Annotated in this window: 13 protein-coding genes; 3 read left to right on the top strand and 10 right to left on the bottom strand. The window is 48.6% G+C overall.

Annotation, left to right across the window (positions count from 1 at the left end; genetic code table 11):
• Nucleotides 1-82: 82 nt before the first annotated feature.
• From BST96_RS18595 to leuC, 5 genes are all read right to left on the bottom strand, one after another.
• Nucleotides 83-3,031, bottom strand: a complete 2,949-nt coding sequence (locus BST96_RS18595) for a motility hub landmark protein FimV (RefSeq protein WP_169714041.1) — start codon at nt 3,029-3,031, stop codon at nt 83-85.
• A gap of 318 nt (nt 3,032-3,349) precedes the next feature.
• Nucleotides 3,350-4,462, bottom strand: a complete 1,113-nt coding sequence (gene asd / locus BST96_RS18600; RefSeq protein WP_085760129.1) for an aspartate-semialdehyde dehydrogenase — start codon at nt 4,460-4,462, stop codon at nt 3,350-3,352.
• Between the two features lie 26 nt (nt 4,463-4,488).
• A complete protein-coding gene (leuB, locus tag BST96_RS18605; RefSeq protein ID WP_085760130.1) occupies nt 4,489-5,568 on the bottom strand; it encodes a 3-isopropylmalate dehydrogenase in 1,080 nt (359 codons plus the stop codon).
• Nucleotides 5,569-5,693: 125 nt separating this feature from the next.
• Entirely contained in the window at nt 5,694-6,341 is a 648-nt protein-coding gene (gene leuD / locus BST96_RS18610) for a 3-isopropylmalate dehydratase small subunit (protein WP_085760131.1), read from the bottom strand.
• Nucleotides 6,342-6,356: 15 nt separating this feature from the next.
• Nucleotides 6,357-7,784, bottom strand: a complete 1,428-nt coding sequence (leuC, locus tag BST96_RS18615; RefSeq protein WP_085760132.1) for a 3-isopropylmalate dehydratase large subunit — start codon at nt 7,782-7,784, stop codon at nt 6,357-6,359.
• Nucleotides 7,785-7,960: 176 nt separating this feature from the next.
• Here leuC and BST96_RS18620 point away from each other — a divergent pair, with 176 nt between their 5' ends.
• Nucleotides 7,961-8,839: a LysR family transcriptional regulator gene (locus tag BST96_RS18620; protein WP_085760133.1), complete on the top strand. Its 879-nt coding sequence runs from the start codon at nt 7,961-7,963 to the stop codon at nt 8,837-8,839.
• On the opposite strand, the gene BST96_RS18625 is transcribed toward BST96_RS18620, so the two are convergent.
• Entirely contained in the window at nt 8,836-10,551 is a 1,716-nt protein-coding gene (locus tag BST96_RS18625) for a protein kinase domain-containing protein (protein ID WP_085760134.1), read from the bottom strand. The two genes, BST96_RS18620 and BST96_RS18625, sit on opposite strands and share 4 nt — an antisense overlap.
• 160 nt (nt 10,552-10,711) lie before the next feature.
• Here BST96_RS18625 and BST96_RS18630 point away from each other — a divergent pair, with 160 nt between their 5' ends.
• On the top strand, nt 10,712-11,293 hold the full coding sequence (locus BST96_RS18630; protein WP_169714042.1) for an FHA domain-containing protein: 582 nt from the start codon (nt 10,712-10,714) through the stop codon (nt 11,291-11,293).
• Nucleotides 11,294-11,358: 65 nt separating this feature from the next.
• Here BST96_RS18630 and BST96_RS18635 read toward each other — a convergent pair whose 3' ends face one another.
• The 3 genes from BST96_RS18635 to BST96_RS18645 all read right to left on the bottom strand — a co-directional run bounded on the left by BST96_RS18635 (nt 11,359) and on the right by BST96_RS18645 (nt 14,737).
• Entirely contained in the window at nt 11,359-13,713 is a 2,355-nt protein-coding gene (locus BST96_RS18635) for a TonB-dependent receptor (protein ID WP_085760136.1), read from the bottom strand.
• A gap of 165 nt (nt 13,714-13,878) precedes the next feature.
• The gene (locus BST96_RS18640; RefSeq protein WP_085760137.1) at nt 13,879-14,334 is read right to left on the bottom strand and encodes a flavodoxin family protein; all 456 of its coding nucleotides are present in this window, start codon (nt 14,332-14,334) and stop codon (nt 13,879-13,881) included.
• 34 nt (nt 14,335-14,368) lie between these two features.
• Entirely contained in the window at nt 14,369-14,737 is a 369-nt protein-coding gene (locus BST96_RS18645) for a VanZ family protein (RefSeq protein WP_085760138.1), read from the bottom strand.
• Between the two features lie 127 nt (nt 14,738-14,864).
• On the opposite strand from BST96_RS18645, the gene BST96_RS18650 reads away from it, so the two are divergent.
• Entirely contained in the window at nt 14,865-15,242 is a 378-nt protein-coding gene (locus BST96_RS18650) for a hypothetical protein (RefSeq protein ID WP_085760139.1), read from the top strand.
• A gap of 50 nt (nt 15,243-15,292) precedes the next feature.
• Here BST96_RS18650 and pepN read toward each other — a convergent pair whose 3' ends face one another.
• Nucleotides 15,293-17,938 (bottom strand): aminopeptidase N, encoded by a 2,646-nt coding sequence (pepN, locus tag BST96_RS18655; RefSeq protein ID WP_085760140.1) that lies wholly within the window; start codon nt 17,936-17,938, stop codon nt 15,293-15,295.
• Nucleotides 17,939-17,958: the final 20 nt, after the last annotated feature.

The raw sequence follows: 17,958 nt of genomic DNA on the forward strand, positions 1-17,958 counted from the left end.
CATCATTTAAAAAAAAACGCCAAACTGCTTGGCAATCTGGCGCTGTATTGTAGTGAATAGTGGCTACAGATAATAGCTGCGATTAGTCGATACGCTCTGCCAGACTTTGAGCTTCTTGCTTTTGCTCATCACTGCCTTCTTGCAGAACCTCATCCAGAATATCTCTAGCCCCTTCAGTATCCCCCATATCGATATAGGCGCGGGCCAAATCTAATTTGGTGGCAACTTCGTCAGTATCTGCCAGGAAGTCAAAATCATCATCGCTGGCTTCTGCCGCTACTGCGCTATCAAAGCTTTCGCTCTCCTCGGCACTGGAATCTTCTGCAGGGCTGCCCTCTGTGTCACCGGCGGCCAGTTCTTGCTCTACATCATCTAAAGAATATTCAACCGTGGCATCGGGGTCGATAGAGTCGAGCTCCAGTGTATCGGTAGCATCATCTTCACCCAAATCAAAGGCCAGATCGTCAACCTCATCGGCCAAGTCGACCTCATCTGCGCTACTCTCTTCAGGTAGTTCAGGGCTGAGTTCAGGGCTGTCACCAAACTCAGCCTCGAGATCAGAGAGATCTGCATCACCGAGGGATTCCAAATCCAGGTCATCATCCAGATCAAGGTCGAAACCATCGCTCTCAGACGGGTCAGACTCTTCGGGTAAATCGAAAGATTCATCCAGTTCCAGAGACTCCTCTTCTGATGCCGCTTGCGTCTTGGCTAACTCGGCCTGTAAATCAGCCGCATCAAATTGTACGGTTTTACCCTCGGAGAACTCATCGCTATTGTCATCGTCCAGATCCAGATCCAACTCTAAATCAAGGCCGGCATCTTCATCCAATTCAAGTTCTTCGGATAAATCCAGAGCGTCATCACCCAACTCCAAATCGTCCAGTGACATCTCATCACTTTCCTGAGTGGCATCCAGTGATATCTCACCATCAATATCACCCAAGTCCAAATCAATCTCAAGATCATCGCCAGCCAGGTCAATATCATCAACAGGCTCGGCTTCACCATCAGCTGCGGCATGCAAACCTTCGATCAGGTCCGCATCCATATCTTCATCGGTAAAGTTATTGGTATTGCCCGGCAAATCGCTTAACCAGTCAGCCACACCCTCAACACTGGAAAGCATCTCTTTAACTTCACCGGTCGCGGCATCATTACCCAGACTTTGCAGTGCCAGGTACTGCTGTTGGAAGCCAGGCTTGTCACGGGTTTCGATATACACTTCCAGCAGTTTTACATGCAGATCGCTGCGCTCAGGCTCTTGCTCCAGAGCAGAGCGAAGCAGGTCAATCGCCTGCTGGTAACGGCCATAGGCAACATAGATATCGGCTTCGGCAATCGCATCACCGGTTTCGGTGGCCACAGCAGGAGCAGGGTCAGCGACCACGGGGGCCGCAGCTTCAAGGGGTTCAACACCCTCTATTAACGGAGCTTCTGTTTCATCGGCAGCTGCTCGGGCAGCCTCCTCTGCATTATCAGCCGCTATTTGCTGCTCCAACTCGGCAACCAGGTCATCGGTTTCATCAACTTCAGGAGTCTCGACAACCTCTTCTACAATCTCTTCATCTAAGGCCACATCCGCTAAAGAGTCGGTCTCTTCTTCGGTATAGTCGATAGTAAATTCTTCTTCAGCTTCCTGCTGGGCTTTACGACGACGCAATAGCACAATCGCAATAGCCGCCAGTAATAAAGCACCTGCTCCACCCGCCACCAAAGGATTCTCTAACAGGCTGGGCTCTGCTTTTGGTGCTGGTTTTGGTTTAGGCTCTGCTTTAGGTTCTTCTTTAACTTCTGGCTTAGCAGCTACCGGCTCTTCAACAACAGCCTCTTCAGCCACCGCATTTTCGCTCTCTTCAGCTGCGCCAGCCTGAGCGCCGGCACTATCTTGCAGATCCGCTAACTGGCCTTCTTTTAGTTCCAGCAAACGTTGCAAGGTCGCCATTCTGGCTTCCATATCATCCAGCCGCGACTGTAATTCTTCATTGTCTCGCTGGACCTTATCAAGATTCTCTTCTGAGGCCGCTAATTCACTTTGCAGGGCTACACTGCCCGCGCCGCCACTGCCTTCACCTTCACCGGCGGCAGAATTATCACTTTCACCGCTGGTGGCAATAGATAGACGCGGCTGCTCTGTATAGGTGTTATCGCTGGAGCCTGTCGAGGATGCGTCCAATTGCGCATCGGCTGTAGGCATAGCGGTGTCGTCACCGGTACGCCATGAACGATTCTGGTTGGCTACTTCACCGACAGCTTGCTTATCAGACACAGAGATATCGTTTTCGGTAGGTAGACGTAGTACTGAGCCGGCTTTTAAGCGATTGATATTGCCATTAATAAACGCCTGCGGGTTTAACCGCTGAATTCCAACCATCGTCTGTTGAACACTGACTCCTGAACCTGGGCGGCTCTTTAGGGCTATCTCCCATAGAGTGTCGTCACTGCGAACACGGTATTTTTCACCCGGGCTTAACTCACCCTCTTGCAAGTTCTTGCGAGCCGAGCTGGTCGGTTTGCTATTGGTAACCACCGGCACAGAGGCCGCTGTCGCTGCCGCTGGAGGCAACTCGGCCTGGGCAGGCGCTGCACTGGAGGATGCTGCGGCTGCTACCGGTTTGGCCGTGCTTTCACTAAATACCGGCAAATCCAATAGCACCGTATACTCACGTAACAGGCGGCCATTGGGCCAGCGGGTTTCAATCAGGAAGTTAAGGTAAGGTTCAATAACAGGCTCTTTGGTAGTGACCTTGATCACCCCATTGCCCTGCCCATCCAGCTCAACACTAAAATCGATATTGGTTAAAAAGAAGTCCCGGCTAATACCGGCGTTGCTGAAATCTTCAGGCCCGGCGAGCTTGATAATCACCTGGCTATTATCAAGGTCCTCCGTATTCAGCAGGCGGATTTCTGCCTCCAATGGCTGATTTAAGGCAGAGAACAGTGAGAAGTCACCCACGCCCAATGCATTTGCCATATTTGTCTGTAAGACCCCAATCGCTGCAATCGCAACCGCAAGCTTCTTACGTACCATAATCGTTCCCTTTTTGACCCTGTGGGTATGTGTTGTCGTCACTGTATCAATAAGACATTCAGACATTCATTCAGCAAATAGCCGGCGGCATTACACCCCGGCTACTGCTATCTGGCCTTAACACTCAGCGAGCAATCAAAGCTAGAATACGTTTTTACTATTTCACGTAAGTATTAGTTACAAATAGCTTTTTAGCAAGAATTCAGCCCGTGGGAAGGAGGGGTTGGAAGCCTCTTTTCCCGCATTTTCAGACTTGGTGCACAAATCGACGAATGCGAGAGGGAAACCGAGGCTCCCATTTTAGCGTGAAGGGAAAGCCTAGGCTTCAATAAGAATACGCAACATCCGTCTCAGGGGCTCCGCAGCCCCCCATAACAGCTGATCACCGACTGTAAAAGCCGATAGATACTCAGGGCCCATATTCATTTTGCGCATACGCCCCACAGGTACCGACAATGAGCCGGTTACAGCGGTGGGAGTCAGCTCTTGCAGGGTGATATCGCGCTCATTAGGCACTACTTTCACCCAGTCATTGGCTGCGGCCAATATGGACTCTATCTCATCCATCGGCACATCTCGGCTAAGCTTTACTGTTAATGCCTGACTATGGCAGCGCATAGCGCCAATTCGCACACAAAGGCCGTCAATGGGGATAATGGATGAAGCGCCCAGCAGCTTATTGGTCTCCGCCTGCCCTTTCCACTCTTCACGGCTTTGGCCATTATCCAACTGCCGGTCAATCCACGGTAGTAGACTACCCGCCAGTGGCGCACCAAAGTTATCGGAGGGAAACTCATCACTGCGCATGGCTGCCGCCACTTTGCGGTCGATATCCAAAATGGCACTGGCCGGGTTAGCCAACTCATCAAGTACAACACCTTCGATAGTGCCCATTTGCTTGATCAGCTCACGCATATTCTGCGCACCGGCACCACTGGCCGCCTGATAAGTCATTACCGAGGCCCAGTCCACCAGTCCTTCACGGAATAGCCCCCCCATCGCCATCAACATCAAGCTGACCGTACAGTTACCGCCGATAAAGTTCTTTATGCCATCGGCCAGGCCATCTTTGATCACATCCATATTGACCGGATCCAGGATAATCAGGGCATCATCCTCCATCCGCAAGCTGGAAGCTGCATCAATCCAATAACCATCCCAACCACCGCTGCGCAGGGCCGGAAATACCGACTTGGTGTAATCGCCACCCTGGCAGGAGATAATCACATCCATAGTCTTTAATTCATCAATATCACTGGCGTCTTTTAAGGGCGGAATATCGACACCGATATCAGGCCCCTGCCCGCCAGCATTGGAGGTGGTAAAAAATACCGGTTCTTCAATATGCTGAAAATCACCCTCTGCCAGCATCCGCTCCATCAATACCGAGCCGACCATACCGCGCCAACCTACAAAACCTACTCTTTTCATAACACTTATCTCTAACTAAATTCTTATTACGCCTGCAAAGCGGCGGCAACAGCATCACCCATAGCACTGGTATTAACCAACTGGGTGCCTTCGGAATAAATATCACCGGTTCTTAAACCCTGGTCCAATACATCGCCTACGGCCTTCTCAACCGCATCGGCGGCGGCAACCGCATCCAGCGAGTAACGCAACATCATGGCGGCGGATAAAATCATTGCCAGTGGGTTGGCTTTGCCTTCACCAGCAATATCCGGGGCAGAACCATGGCAGGGCTCATACATACCGCGGCCATTTTTATCCAGCGCCGCTGAAGGCAGCATACCAATAGAGCCGGTTAACATGGCCGCAGCGTCCGATAAGATATCACCAAACATATTACCAGTAACCACCACATCAAACTGCTTAGGTGCCCGCACTAACTGCATAGCGGCATTGTCGACATACATATGGCTCAATTCAACATCGGGATAATCCGGTGCCATTTGCTCCATAATTTCGCGCCATAGGATAGTCGCTTCCAGCACATTGGATTTATCAACGGAGCATAATTTTCCGCCGCGTTTCTGGGCCGCTTCAAAAGCCATGGCACCAATACGACGAATTTCTGTCTCGTTATATTTATAGGTGTTATAACCTTCGCGCTCGCCGTTTTCCAGCGTGCGGATGCCGCGGGGCTCACCAAAGTAAATACCGCCGGTTAATTCCCTGACAATTAAAATATCCAAACCGGAAACCACTTCTGGCTTCAACGAAGAAGCATCGGCCAATTGCGGATATAAAATCGCAGGGCGCAAATTACCAAATAACTCCAGCGCCGAACGAAATTGTAATAAACCTTTTTCCGGACGAAGATCACGGCCGACATCATCCCACTTGGGGCCGCCGATAGCGGCAAATAAAATCGCATCGGAATCCTGTGCTTTGCTCAGCGTTTCATCCGGCATCGGGATACCCGTTGCATCCAGCGCCGCACCGCCCAATAAGGCTTCATCAAATTCAATACCCAAATCAAAACGCGCATTTACCACATCCAACACCTTGCGCGTTTCAGTGGTAATTTCAGGACCAATACCATCCCCTGAAATAACTAAAACTTTTCTACTCACTCTGTCACTCCCTACCCTTCAGGCATAATAAAACGCTTAATGTTATGCGTTTATAAATTTCTAAGATAATAAATACAACAAAGGAGGCTTTAAGCCTCCTTTGTTAGTGATACCTGTGCAACGACTTACTGCACGGCACCAAATAACCAAGGCGCTTTTTGCTGCCATTTTGTTTCAAACTCACGAATGGCATCGGCGTCTTGCAAGGTAATACCGATATCATCCAGACCATTTAACAAACAGTGTTTGCGAAAGGCATCTACCTCAAAAGGAATTTCGTCGCCATTGGGTTTACGAATTACCTGCGCTTCCAAATCAACAGTTAGCTGATAGCCTTCAGTGGCATACATTTCTTTAAATAACTCATCAACGATAGCCGCATCCAATACAATGGGTAACAAACCGTTTTTAAAACTGTTATTAAAAAAGATATCCGCAAAGCTGGGCGCAATCATAGCCCGGAAGCCGTAGTCTTCAATCGCCCATGGCGCGTGCTCACGGCTGGAGCCACAACCAAAATTCTCACGGGTTAATAAAATCTCTGCACCCTGATAACGATCAAAATTAAGTGGAAAATCCGGATTCTTCGGACGGTTGGTGCAATCCATATCCGGCTCGCCCACATCCAGGTAGCGCAGCTCATCAAACATAAACGGACCAAAACCTGAACGTTTAATCGATTTTAAAAACTGCTTGGGCATAATCATATCGGTATCGACATTGGCGCGATCCATTGGCGCCACAACACCTGTTACTGTAGTAAAACTTTTCATAGTAGCTTCTCTCTATTAGGCGTTGATAACGTCACGGACATCAACAAAGTGTCCGGCGATAGCGGCAGCGGCTGCCATTTCCGGGCTAACCAGGTGGGTACGGCCACCAAAGCCCTGACGACCTTCAAAGTTTCTGTTTGAGGTTGAGGCACAGTGCTCGCCCTCACCCAATTTATCGGAGTTCATAGCCAGACACATAGAACAGCTTGGCTCGCGCCACTCCATACCTGCCTCTAAAAAGATTTTATCCAAACCTTCTTTCTCGGCCATTTCTTTCACCAGGCCAGAACCGGGCACCACCAAAACGCGCTTGACGTTATCGGCAACGGTATTGCCTTTGGCAACAGCAGCGGCGGCACGTAAATCTTCAATCCGGGAGTTGGTACAAGAACCAATAAAGACACAGTCCAGCTTAATATCGGTAATCGACATACCTCCGGTTAGGCCCATATATTCAAGCGCACGTTCAGTGGCGGCTTTCTTGGTAGGGTCAGTAATATCTTCTGGCTTGGGTACAACACCGTTGACGCCGGTAACCATTTCAGGGGAGTTACCCCAAGTGACCTGTGGAACGATAGATGCAGCATCCAGCTCAACCACACGGTCGAATACAGCGTCGTCATCACTGTGCAAGGTATTCCAGTACTCAAGGGCCTTATCCCAATCTTCACCCTTGGGTGAGAATGGACGACCTTCAACATAGTCCAGGGTGGTTTGGTCAACCGCCACCATACCGATACGGGCGCCGCCCTCAATAGCCATATTACAAACGGTCATCCGGCCTTCCATCGACATATTGCGGAATACACTGCCGCCAAATTCAATCGCATGGCCGGTACCGCCTGCGGTACCAATCTCGCCGATAACCGCCAAAATCACATCTTTTGGGGTAACGCCGGGGTTTAATTCACCCTCGACTTTTACCAGCATATTTTTCATCTTTTTCTGGATCAGGCACTGAGTAGCCAAGGCGTGCTCAACTTCAGAAGTACCAATACCATGGGCCAGGGCACCCAGGGCACCGTGGGTGGCCGTGTGGGAATCACCACAAACAACGGTCATACCGGGTAAGGTTGCACCCTGCTCTGGCCCGATAACATGCACAATACCCTGGCGAATATCATTAATTTCAAATTCGGTAATACCAAATTCATCACAGTTATCATCCAGTGTCTGTACCTGGATACGTGAGATATCTTCAACAATACCGGCCACACCGCCATCGCGCTCTGATTTTAAGGAGGGAACATTGTGATCTGGCGTCGCCAAATTGGCATCGCTGCGCCATAGCGGGCGACCAGCAATACGCAGGCCTTCAAAAGCCTGAGGTGAAGTCACCTCATGAACTAATTGACGGTCTATATAGATTAATGCGGTCCCATCATCCCGTTGCTTGACTAAGTGGGCGTCCCACAATTTGTCATAAAGGGTTTTACCAGCCATGTGTCACCTCGGCGTCTATTTCCAGTTGCTGTCCGCTAGTACGGACCTTTAATAAGTGGACGAATTCTAGGCTGATCGATCGAATAAAACAAATTCATATTTTTTATAGATTGGATAACCATTAGGAATCCTTTAATATTCCAGACTCATCGCGCTCAACAATCCAGGAATACGCTATGGATACCCAAAATTTGCAGGCCTTTGTCGAAGTGGCGGAGTCACGTTCTTTTTCAGAGGCCGCTGAAACGCTGCATATCACCCAGCCTGCGGTGAGCAAGCGCATTGCCGCACTGGAGAGCCAGCTCGACTGCAAGCTATTTGATCGTATTAGCCGCACTGTACAGCTAACGGAGGCCGGGACTGCTTTGCTGCCCAGAGCCGAGCGTATTCTTAATGCCGTACAGGAAGCCAAGCGCAGCATTGTCGATTTGCAGGGTGAGATCAGCGGTGAATTAAGTATTGGGATTAGCCACCATATTGGCTTACACCGCCTACCCCCCGTATTGCAGGCCTTTAACCAAAGCTATCCCGAGGTACATTTTGATATTGATTTTATGGACTCTGAAGAAGCCTATGAGCAGGTAATGCATGGACGTATTGAGCTGGGCGTAGTGACCCTGGACCCCACGGAAAGCAGCCCATTAATGCGGCAGCCGGTGTGGCAGGATGCGTTGGTGGTTGCGATTGCCCCCGACCACCCCTTGGCGGTACTGGAAAGCGTTAACTTATCTACCCTCAGCCAGTTTACGGCGATTTTGCCGGGTCTAAACACCTATACCGGGCAAATTATTAAGGCGTTATTCCAACGGCATGGTTTAAAGCTGGATGTTTCTATGGAAACCAATTATCTGGAAACCATTAAGATGATGGTATCGATTGGGCTGGGCTGGAGCGTACTACCTCACACCATGATTGATCAGGGCTTAAAGACACTGGATATTGCCGACATTAAATTGCAGCGCACACTGGGCTATGTATTTCACCAAAACCGCAGCTTAAGTAATGCGGCCAATGCCTTTGTCGCAGCGCTCAATGCCAATCGGGATACCGCCTAGTCTAACCAGCTACCGAGAGGCTCACCGCCCAATAGCCAAATACCTTCCACAATAAAAAACAGCACCACCAAAACCAGCGCCAGCTTTGCCAGCCAGGAAAAGCTTGTCGAGGTTTTTTGTTCCGGCACAATCAGGGTATCCAGTTGTTCCAGGGCAGGCATATCTTCTTCCAGCGCCAAACCTTGCAAGGCGATAGTAACCTCTTCCGCAGTTTGGAAACGTCGGTGCTGTTGATCCAGCATTGTCGAAACCACTTCGGCAACGGTATCGGGCACCATTGACAGCGCATCCAGATTCTTGACGTTGCCTGCCTGCTGGTTAATCACTTCTCCAGTCAGCATATGAAATAAGACAGCACCCACTGAAAACACATCGGACACTACGGATTTGGTTTCGCCCAGTGGCTGGTACCAATCAACCCCGGTACCGACACTATGATCATCAAAACCAAAATCAGTAATTTTTATATGGGTTGGACTCACCACCAGAATATTACTCGGCCTCAAATTTCCGTGTACCAAACCAGACTCATGGGCATAGTGCAATGCCCGGCATATTTGCTGAGTCAGCATCAGCCAGCGCTCCAGACTAAAGGCCTGGGTTAAGCGGTCCTGTAAGCTGCCACCATTAACATGCTCTACTACGGTAATAAAAACACGCTCATTGCGCGCAGTACCATAGATAGTAGCAATATGTGGATGGGACAAACCGGTCAACACCTTGGCTTTATCATAGGCGCTGCCTTCATAGGCGACCTGTTGTTTTTTTACCACCAACCACTGTTGGCGTTTTGGCTCACTGACCAGATATGTGGCGCCGTACTGATTTTCTTTCAGCACATCCAGCAGCTTATAATCTGCGGGCAGCTGATCCAGCTGGCGATCTTTATCCCAGCGTGGATCTGTTAGATGCTTGCCCTGCAATAACTGCAAAATCTTTCGCTCTATTTCATCGGCTGACTGGGGACGTAATTTAATATCCGCTTGCAGGCATTGATAAACCATATCCATTAGCGGTTTTGCCACCGAGCCACTGTCAGCTTTTTTCTCATCAGGTCGGCGGCCAACAAACAGCTCATGCATTAACACACCTAACGCATAAATATCACTCAGGTGAGTCACTTCGCTATCGGGGCTGGACTGCTCGGGCGCCATATAGGCAGGCGTTCCCATAATCACCGTGGTGGCAGCCTGCTCGATCGCGGTATCGGATGTTTGTTTAAAATAACCGGCAATACCAAAATCTACTACCCGCACATGGCCATCATAGTCGACTAGTACATTGGCGGGCTTGATATCACGGTGTACTACGCCGTTGCGATGGGCATATGACAGCGCTTTGCAGATTTGAATAATAATATTGAGTTTGCGGGTTAAGCTCACATCATCCCGGCGGATAACTGAGGTCAAGGGTATACTCTTCACATACTGCATCACAAAATAAGGGCGCGGATAACCCTGCGCATCGACCACCGTGCCCTGGTCAATCACCTGGATAATATTGGGATGATTTAAACTGGCCACCAACAACGACTCTTGCTGAAACTGCCCTTCAACAATCGGGTCCGCCACCAGGGTGGCATTTAAGACTTTAATCGCAACAGAGCGGTTAAGGGATAGCTGCTGGCCTAAATAGACCATCGCCATACCACCCTCCCCCAATGGCTGCTGGATACTATAACCCGGTAACTGCAATGAAGATAAAGCTGGCAAGACCACTCCTGGCTGATCAGTAACGCTATTGTTGAGTAACCAGTATAGACGCTGGGACGGCACAATCCGCCGAAATGGCGATTTTATCCACGCTAGTGTTTTTTTCTGTCAGAAGTTAGAATCATCGCAAGACAATAAGACCCTTAGACGGAGCAGACCCTTGGCCAGCGAAGACGGCAAGCTTGCGAGTACAGCCAGTACTGATAATAATCAATGGGAATTGGTCGCTGAAGGTGATTGGCTGGTTGGCCAACGCTTTGGCGTTAAACACCATGCGGTACTTGGCCGCGACTCCAGCTGTGATATCACCATCCCCGGCACCCACCTGTCACGGCGCCATGCAGAACTGGCGGTCAAAGGCCCTACCTTACTGATCCGTGATCTGGGTTCTTCCAATGGCACTTATGTCAATGATGAACGGGTGACCGAGACAGAATTAAAACCCGGCGATACCGTAAGGTTTGATGTTCTGGTATTTAGGGTACAGGGGCCAGAACTGGCACCAATCATGGATAGCAATGCCACCATGATTCGACGAGTGCCTACTAAAAAACCCGCAGCTCCAAGACCGGCTCCTGAACCCAAAAACTGGAAAGTAAAACCAACCTCCGTGGGCAATCGTGAAAGCACGGTACAAATGACCACCCTGCAAAAGGCCAGTCACTCCGTGTCTACTATTTTGGCCGTGCTAATGGGTATAGCGACTCTGGCAGCGCTGGGTTATTTGTTTACCCAACTCTAATTCGCTCTTTAACAAGCATAAAAAAAAGCCGCATAAGCGGCTTTTTTTATGGCTGGACTTACCCCTTAGAAGCGGTAAACACCCTGAATTGCAACACTGCGATCACGCTCGAAGAAAGCGTAACGGCTCTTTGCGCCAAAAATACTAAAGGCTAAAGGCGTCGCGTTGCCATAGGTCATGACATCTTCATCGGTTAAGTTTTTACCAACCACGGCAACTTCCCAACCGGCTGCATTATCAGACAATGCTATGCGCGCATTGACTTTGGCATAACCATCCTGATCCAGTTCAGGGTCCAGCGTTTGGCTGGGGTTATAATCATCGGTAAAGATCACATCCAGCGTAGAGCGGAACTCAAGACTTTCACCCACAGCCGTAAAGTAATCCAGGCTCAGGTTACCACTCCAGTCTGCAACATACTGGTTGGTATCACCGGTGTAATCACAGTTTCCATCAGGGAAATCTGGAACTTGCCCTTGATTACACTGACCGGTTTTAAAGTCTTTAAATTCAAAGTCAAGAAATGCGATAGCACCCGACAAGGTTAAAGAGTCGGTTAAAGCCAAGCGACCATCCAATTCAATACCCTGTGTTTCTGCTTCTGCCGCATTACCCACATTAAAACCAACCTGGCCATCAAACACACTGACCTGCAAGTCATCATACTGGGTAAAGAACATCGCGACGTTTAATTCTGCAGCACCATCTAGCAATGATGTTTTGGCACCAAATTCAAAGCTGGTCGCTTCTTCTTCACCAAACTCAAAAGTACCTGTTGGTGGTGCTGCGTTTGAGCGCACATCAAAACCACCGGACTTATAGCCCTGACTGGCGGTAGCGTATAACATAACCTCTTCATTCATATCCCACTCACCGGTAATTAACGGCGCAAAATTATCTTCTGTGCGCTTATCGGCGACTTCATGAGTCTCAAGACCAAATACGACGTCATAAACCCCTGGCGCAACAATGGCTTGAGCTCCGGTTAAAGCAGAGCCATCAGGATTGGTTACATCAATTGCACGGCTGGCTTCTTTTTCTTCATCAGAATAACGGCCACCCAAAGTCAGGCGCATATCATCGGCAATATTCCAGGTCACCTGGGCGAAAACCGACCATAGCTCACTGTCCTGCTGAAAATCCCTCATGGCTGAGGTATCCCGCATAAACTCACCCAAGCCAGGGGCTGGTGCCGCCGGGTTAACATTAACCACATCGGCAATAATACTATTGGCAGCCACCTGAAAATCATCGGTAAATTCCAGATCACTATCCTGGTAATACATACCACCGATATATTCAAACGTCTGGCCTACATCTGAAGCAATTCTGGCTTCAAAGCTATATTGCTCGTAATCCTCTTCACTCAGTAACAGGAAGACATTGGCGCCGGTAAAATCACAGTCACACAGCTCTTCATAGTCATAGCTGTTAGAAGCGGCAATGACTGTCAGTGTATGATCAGCAACGGCATAATTCGCCGTCAGGGTGATATTCTCTGTACTGTTTTCACTGTAATCACCATTCGAAGAACGACGGTAATCCTGAGTATTATTTAGCACGCTGATATCCTGCGGAGGAAAGACACCACCGCCACCAGCAAACAGGATTTGTGCATAGGTTAAACCGCTGGTATCGGATGGCTCTTCCTCAACGATTTCAATTTGACGTCCCGTCACATCAAAGTCACCAGACTCATATTTTAAACTGATATCTAAATCATCGGTGACATCCATATTAATAATAAAGCGAATCGTTTCTTCATCACGACCAGGCTCATCATCGCCATTGGTCAGGTTTTCCATATAACCGTCCATACTGCGATTTCTATAAGCCAATCGAGCACCAATACGATCAGTAATCGGACCCGATAACATCAGATCATAAACTTCTTCCTCAGCATCGGGCTCATAAAGCGCAGAAACTGAACCCTCAAACTCGTCACCAGGCTTTGCTGTAATCATGCTTAAAGCACCAGCAATACTGTTTTTACCAAAGAGGATGTTTTGTGGGCCCCGCAAGACTTCCACCCGCTCAAGATCAAGAAAAGGCGCTCTGGATAGCTGCGCACGACCATAAGAAACGCCGTCGATATACATACCCGTGGACTGTTCAAAACCCTGGTTAATACCAGAACCAATACCCCGAATATAAATATTGGTACCGATACCGGTCTCGGACATGGTTAAATTGGGAACATAGGCCTGCAGGTCTTCGATCTTATCGATACCCGCCTCCATCATCTTACTACCAGAAATCGCCGATACAGAAACAGGAACATCCTGCAAACTCTCTGCTCGTAATTGGGCGGTTACAATAATTTCTTCAAGCACTTGCGCAGACAACATGCCCGATTGAGCAACGGAGCTTAACAAAATGCCCGCTACGATTGGTTTAACTACAGACTTTGAATAAGCCATTGTCTTCCCCTTGGTTTCCGAATGGTATTTTATTATGTATCTAGTGACATTCTAGTTCGCTCTGGTGATCTGTAAATAACATTTAGGATCATTTTCGCCTGTCTTATTGAGGCGGGCTATAATTAGCAAGGCCTTTACAGTGAATTGGAATAAACAAACAGGGGTTTAGTAGATTCCCATACCGAGACCAGCCGCTATGGCGGCGCCCAGCTCTTCACTGGCCGCAAGCCCTTCGGTTGATAGCTCGCCCACCAAAATAACAGGCTCAGTGACACAACGCAGCGGGTAGCCCTTGGCAATCCGTTGCAACTGCCTAAGAGCACCGGTACCATCATTGCCAGCACTAATAATCACCGCATAGGGCAAATTAATCTGCCGCGACGCTACCGCATAATAGGTACGGTCAAAAAAATCTTTCAAACCCCCTGATATGTAACCAAAATTTTCCGGGGTAGCAAAAACCAATGCATCTGCCCATAGCAACTCTTCAACACCCGCCTCCATGGCTGGCACTAATCGGGGTTCAATAAGGGGTTCTGTAACAGCACCGCGCAGAACCGCCTCTGCCAGTGCTCGAGTGGTACCCGACTGGCTATGATAAATAATCAGTAAATGCTTCATCTTCTGGTCCACCTACACACTGCTCACTGACTACTCAGCGAAACTGATCGGCATCAACAAAAGGGATATGATTAAGAATGACTGGACGAATCAGCAGATAGGCCAGCAAACCGACAATATCCCCAAACACATCTAAGCCGGACGCATATCGTCCGGGAATCTGTGACTGCAGCAACTCAATCACTACCCCGTAAGCCAATAATGGCAGCAATTTCTTCCACCATAAGTGGGCAGTGGGATACGCATGATCTAACAGTGCCAACAACACAAAAAAAGCCAACGCATGATTGGCCTTATCCCAGCCTGTAGATATAACCACCTGTTCTTGCGGCAGCACTGACAGCAGGCTGACAGCTAGCAAGGTGGGGTAAAAAGCCACCCGACTCAGAAAAACCAATGTCACAATAATACTCTCTCTACTAACACGGGGCGCACTACTCACACGACGACCAACACGACGGCTAACAGCCCGCTTCTTATTTAAGCAATGTCTACTATACTGAAGGGATTACCCCTACGAGTTTGATAGTATGAGCAGTAACAGCAAAACCACCAAAGTCATCTTAGCCATTTCTGCATTTATTATATTGCTGGCTTTCACTACGGCGGTGCTTTACCTGACGATTAACCAGAAAAAGAAAACCACTTTTTTTGCCCGCAGTATTAATGATGCGTCCTACGACTGCGAAGACAAAATCACTAGCAAATACGAGGGCGACCTTGTCAGCAAAAGCTTTGACAATATTTCCTCTCGCTATGAACCCGACAAGCGCCAATACACTATTTATTACCGTATCAGCATTAAAGAAAAGGATGAAAACTTTTCTATCGTCAATGACTATATGGCCAAATGTATTGTCTGGGAACGCCTTGGCTATGTGTCAGACTTCAGGGTATTCACCTATTAAAGAGCCCTGTTAAAGAGCCTCACTAAAGCGTCTTACTAAAGCCCATGCCGCTAAGCTTTTAAGCTTTTAGATACCACCTCAAACACATCGCTGGACAGACCTGGTTCGGCCATAATTCGCTCCAACTCTGCCTTCATTAAAAGACGACTTGCTTCGCTGTATTTCTTCCACTTGGTTAACGGGCCTAACAACCTTGATGCGACCTGTGGATTCAAGCTATTCAGGGCAATAATCTGATCCGCCAAAAAGCGATAACCGGCACCATCTCGCTGATGGAAATTAACCGCATTCTGACCACAAAAAGCCCCAATCAAAGCCCGTACTTTATTCGGGTTTTTAAGATCAAAGGCCGGGTGCGACATAAGGCCTTTAACATGCTCCAAGGTACCCGGCACCGAACAAACTGCCTGCGCCATAAACCACTGGTTAACCACCAGGGACTCATGCTGCCAGCGCTCATAAAACAGCTTCAATACACGCTGCTTCTGCATACCAAAGCCACTATTTAAAATCACATTAAAAGCAGCCAGCACATCGGTCATATTATTGGCATGGTCAAACTGCTCTACCGCAGCATCCAGCGCCTCTTGCGTATCTAACAGCATCAAATAAGCCAGCGCAGTATTTTTTAAGCTGCGCTGGGCAATCTGCAAAGCTGAGGGCTGGTACTCTTCCGTGCAATGATTATTACGCAGAGCTTGCCAGAGTTCTTGTTCTAACTGTTTGGCAATGGTTAGCCTGGCCAGTGTCCTGGCGTTATAAATTGCATGTACATCCACATCATCAGATATTTCTGTCATATAGGCTTCTGAAGGCAGCTTTAACATCAACGCTACCATTGCCTTATCCAGCGACTCATCCTGTAAAATGGAGCGATAGGCCGTAATTAATCGTGGATCAACTGTCGGTTCTTCACCCTTTTGTAAAGCGGCAATCATCTCATTAAGCACTTGCACACCTAACTGCTGGGAAGCGTCCCAGCGGATAAAACCATCGCTGTCATTGCTCATTAAGAACAACAAATCATCACGACTGTAATCGAAGGATAATTTTACCGGGGCTGAAAACCCCCTTAACAAACTCGGTACCGGCTTTTCTTTCACCTGGTTAAAGACAAAGGTCTGCCGGGCTTGCGTAATATCGACAACCATCTCCAAGCCAGCGTTAGCTGTATTATCGAGATGCAGTGGCAAAGCGCCATCCTGCCCCAATAAAGCCATCGCCATGGGGATATGAAAAGGTTGCTTTTGCTCTTGCCCCGGTGTTGCCGGGCAATGCTGCTCTACTGTTAAGCTATAGCTTTGCGCAGCTGCATCATAAACGCCCTCAACCGCAACCCGTGGAGTGCCCGCCTGAGAGTACCAACGCCTGAATTGCGTCAAATCGATACCAGCGGCATCCTCCATCGCTTTCACAAAATCTTCGCAGGTCACGGCCTGACCATCGTGGCGGTCAAAATAGAGATCGGTTCCTTTACGGAAATCCTCTGGCCCCAGTAAATTGGCAATCATCCGCACCACCTCGGCCCCTTTTTCATAAATGGTCACGGTGTAGAAATTGGAGATTTCCATAAAGGACTCAGGGCGGACCGGGTGTGCCATCGGCCCACCATCTTCCGCAAACTGCACGGTACGTAGTAGAGAAACATCCTCTACCCGCTTCACGGTTCTGGAACCCATATCCGCAGAAAACTCGGCATCGCGGTAAACGGTAAAACCTTCTTTTAAACTTAGCTGAAACCAGTCCCGACAGGTGACACGATTACCGGACCAGTTATGAAAGTACTCGTGTGCCACCACACCCTCAACCCGCTGAAAACCCGCATCGGTGGTGGTTTCTGGCTTTGCCAGTACACAGGAGGTATTAAAAATATTCAGGCTCTTGTTTTCCATTGCCCCCATATTGAAGTCATCAACGGCGACAATATTAAAGATCGATAAGTCATACTCACGGCCGTAGACGTCTTCGTCCCAACGCATGGAGTTAATTAAAGAGCTCATCGCATGGGCGCATTTATCGAGATCTTTGGGCTCGACAAAAATACGCAGGGTGACGTCATCACCAGACTGGGTGGTAAAATGATCTTCGGTATACTCTAAATCCCCTGCCACCAGCGCAAATAAATAGGCGGGTTTTTTAAAGGGGTCGTCCCATTTAACCCAGTGACGGCCGTTGTCTTTATCCCCTGACGCCACATTATTGCCATTGGATAGCAATACCGGATAGCGTTCTTTATCAGCCTCTACTGTGGTGGTAAATACTGACATTACATCAGGACGATCCAGATAATAGGTAATCTTGCGAAACCCCTCGGCCTCACACTGAGTGCAATACATGGTGTTAGATTTATACAGACCTTCGAGGGAGGTATTTTCCTGAGGTTTTATTTCCGTCATACACTGCAAGACAAAACTATCCGGCACTTTCTGAATAGTTAAAGAGTCACTACTGCAGTGATAGTCAGCATCGGATAAGGCTTGCCCATCAATACTGACAGTGAGCAGTACCAGCTCCTGACCATGCAGTACCAAGGCAGCAGTTTGATCAGTGGCTGCGGGATTTCGACGTAGACTTAGCGTGGCAGTCACCACCGACTTATCTTCATCCAGTGAAAAATATAAATCCGTTTTTTCAATCAAAAAATCGGGCACCTGATAATCTTTCAGGAAAATGGTTTTAGGCTGCGCATCACGCATAGATACTTATCTCCAAACTG

It is taken from the genome of Oceanicoccus sagamiensis, from assembly GCF_002117105.1.
Taxonomy (GTDB): domain Bacteria; phylum Pseudomonadota; class Gammaproteobacteria; order Pseudomonadales; family Dasaniaceae; genus Oceanicoccus; species Oceanicoccus sagamiensis.

Bases quoted from the DNA above. Each gene is read 5' to 3' on its own strand.
- BST96_RS18595 (WP_169714041.1), bottom strand. From the start codon at position 3,031: ATGGTACGTAAGAAGCTTGCGGTTGCGATTGCAGCGATTGGGGTCTTA.
- asd (WP_085760129.1), bottom strand. From the start codon at position 4,462: ATGAAAAGAGTAGGTTTTGTAGGTTGGCGCGGTATGGTCGGCTCGGTA.
- leuD (WP_085760131.1), bottom strand. From the start codon at position 6,341: ATGAAAAGTTTTACTACAGTAACAGGTGTTGTGGCGCCAATGGATCGC.
- leuC (WP_085760132.1), bottom strand. From the start codon at position 7,784: ATGGCTGGTAAAACCCTTTATGACAAATTGTGGGACGCCCACTTAGTC.
- BST96_RS18620 (WP_085760133.1), top strand. From the start codon at position 7,961: ATGGATACCCAAAATTTGCAGGCCTTTGTCGAAGTGGCGGAGTCACGT.
- BST96_RS18635 (WP_085760136.1), bottom strand. From the start codon at position 13,713: ATGGCTTATTCAAAGTCTGTAGTTAAACCAATCGTAGCGGGCATTTTG.
- BST96_RS18640 (WP_085760137.1), bottom strand. From the start codon at position 14,334: ATGAAGCATTTACTGATTATTTATCATAGCCAGTCGGGTACCACTCGA.
- BST96_RS18650 (WP_085760139.1), top strand. From the start codon at position 14,865: ATGAGCAGTAACAGCAAAACCACCAAAGTCATCTTAGCCATTTCTGCA.
- pepN (WP_085760140.1), bottom strand. From the start codon at position 17,938: ATGCGTGATGCGCAGCCTAAAACCATTTTCCTGAAAGATTATCAGGTG.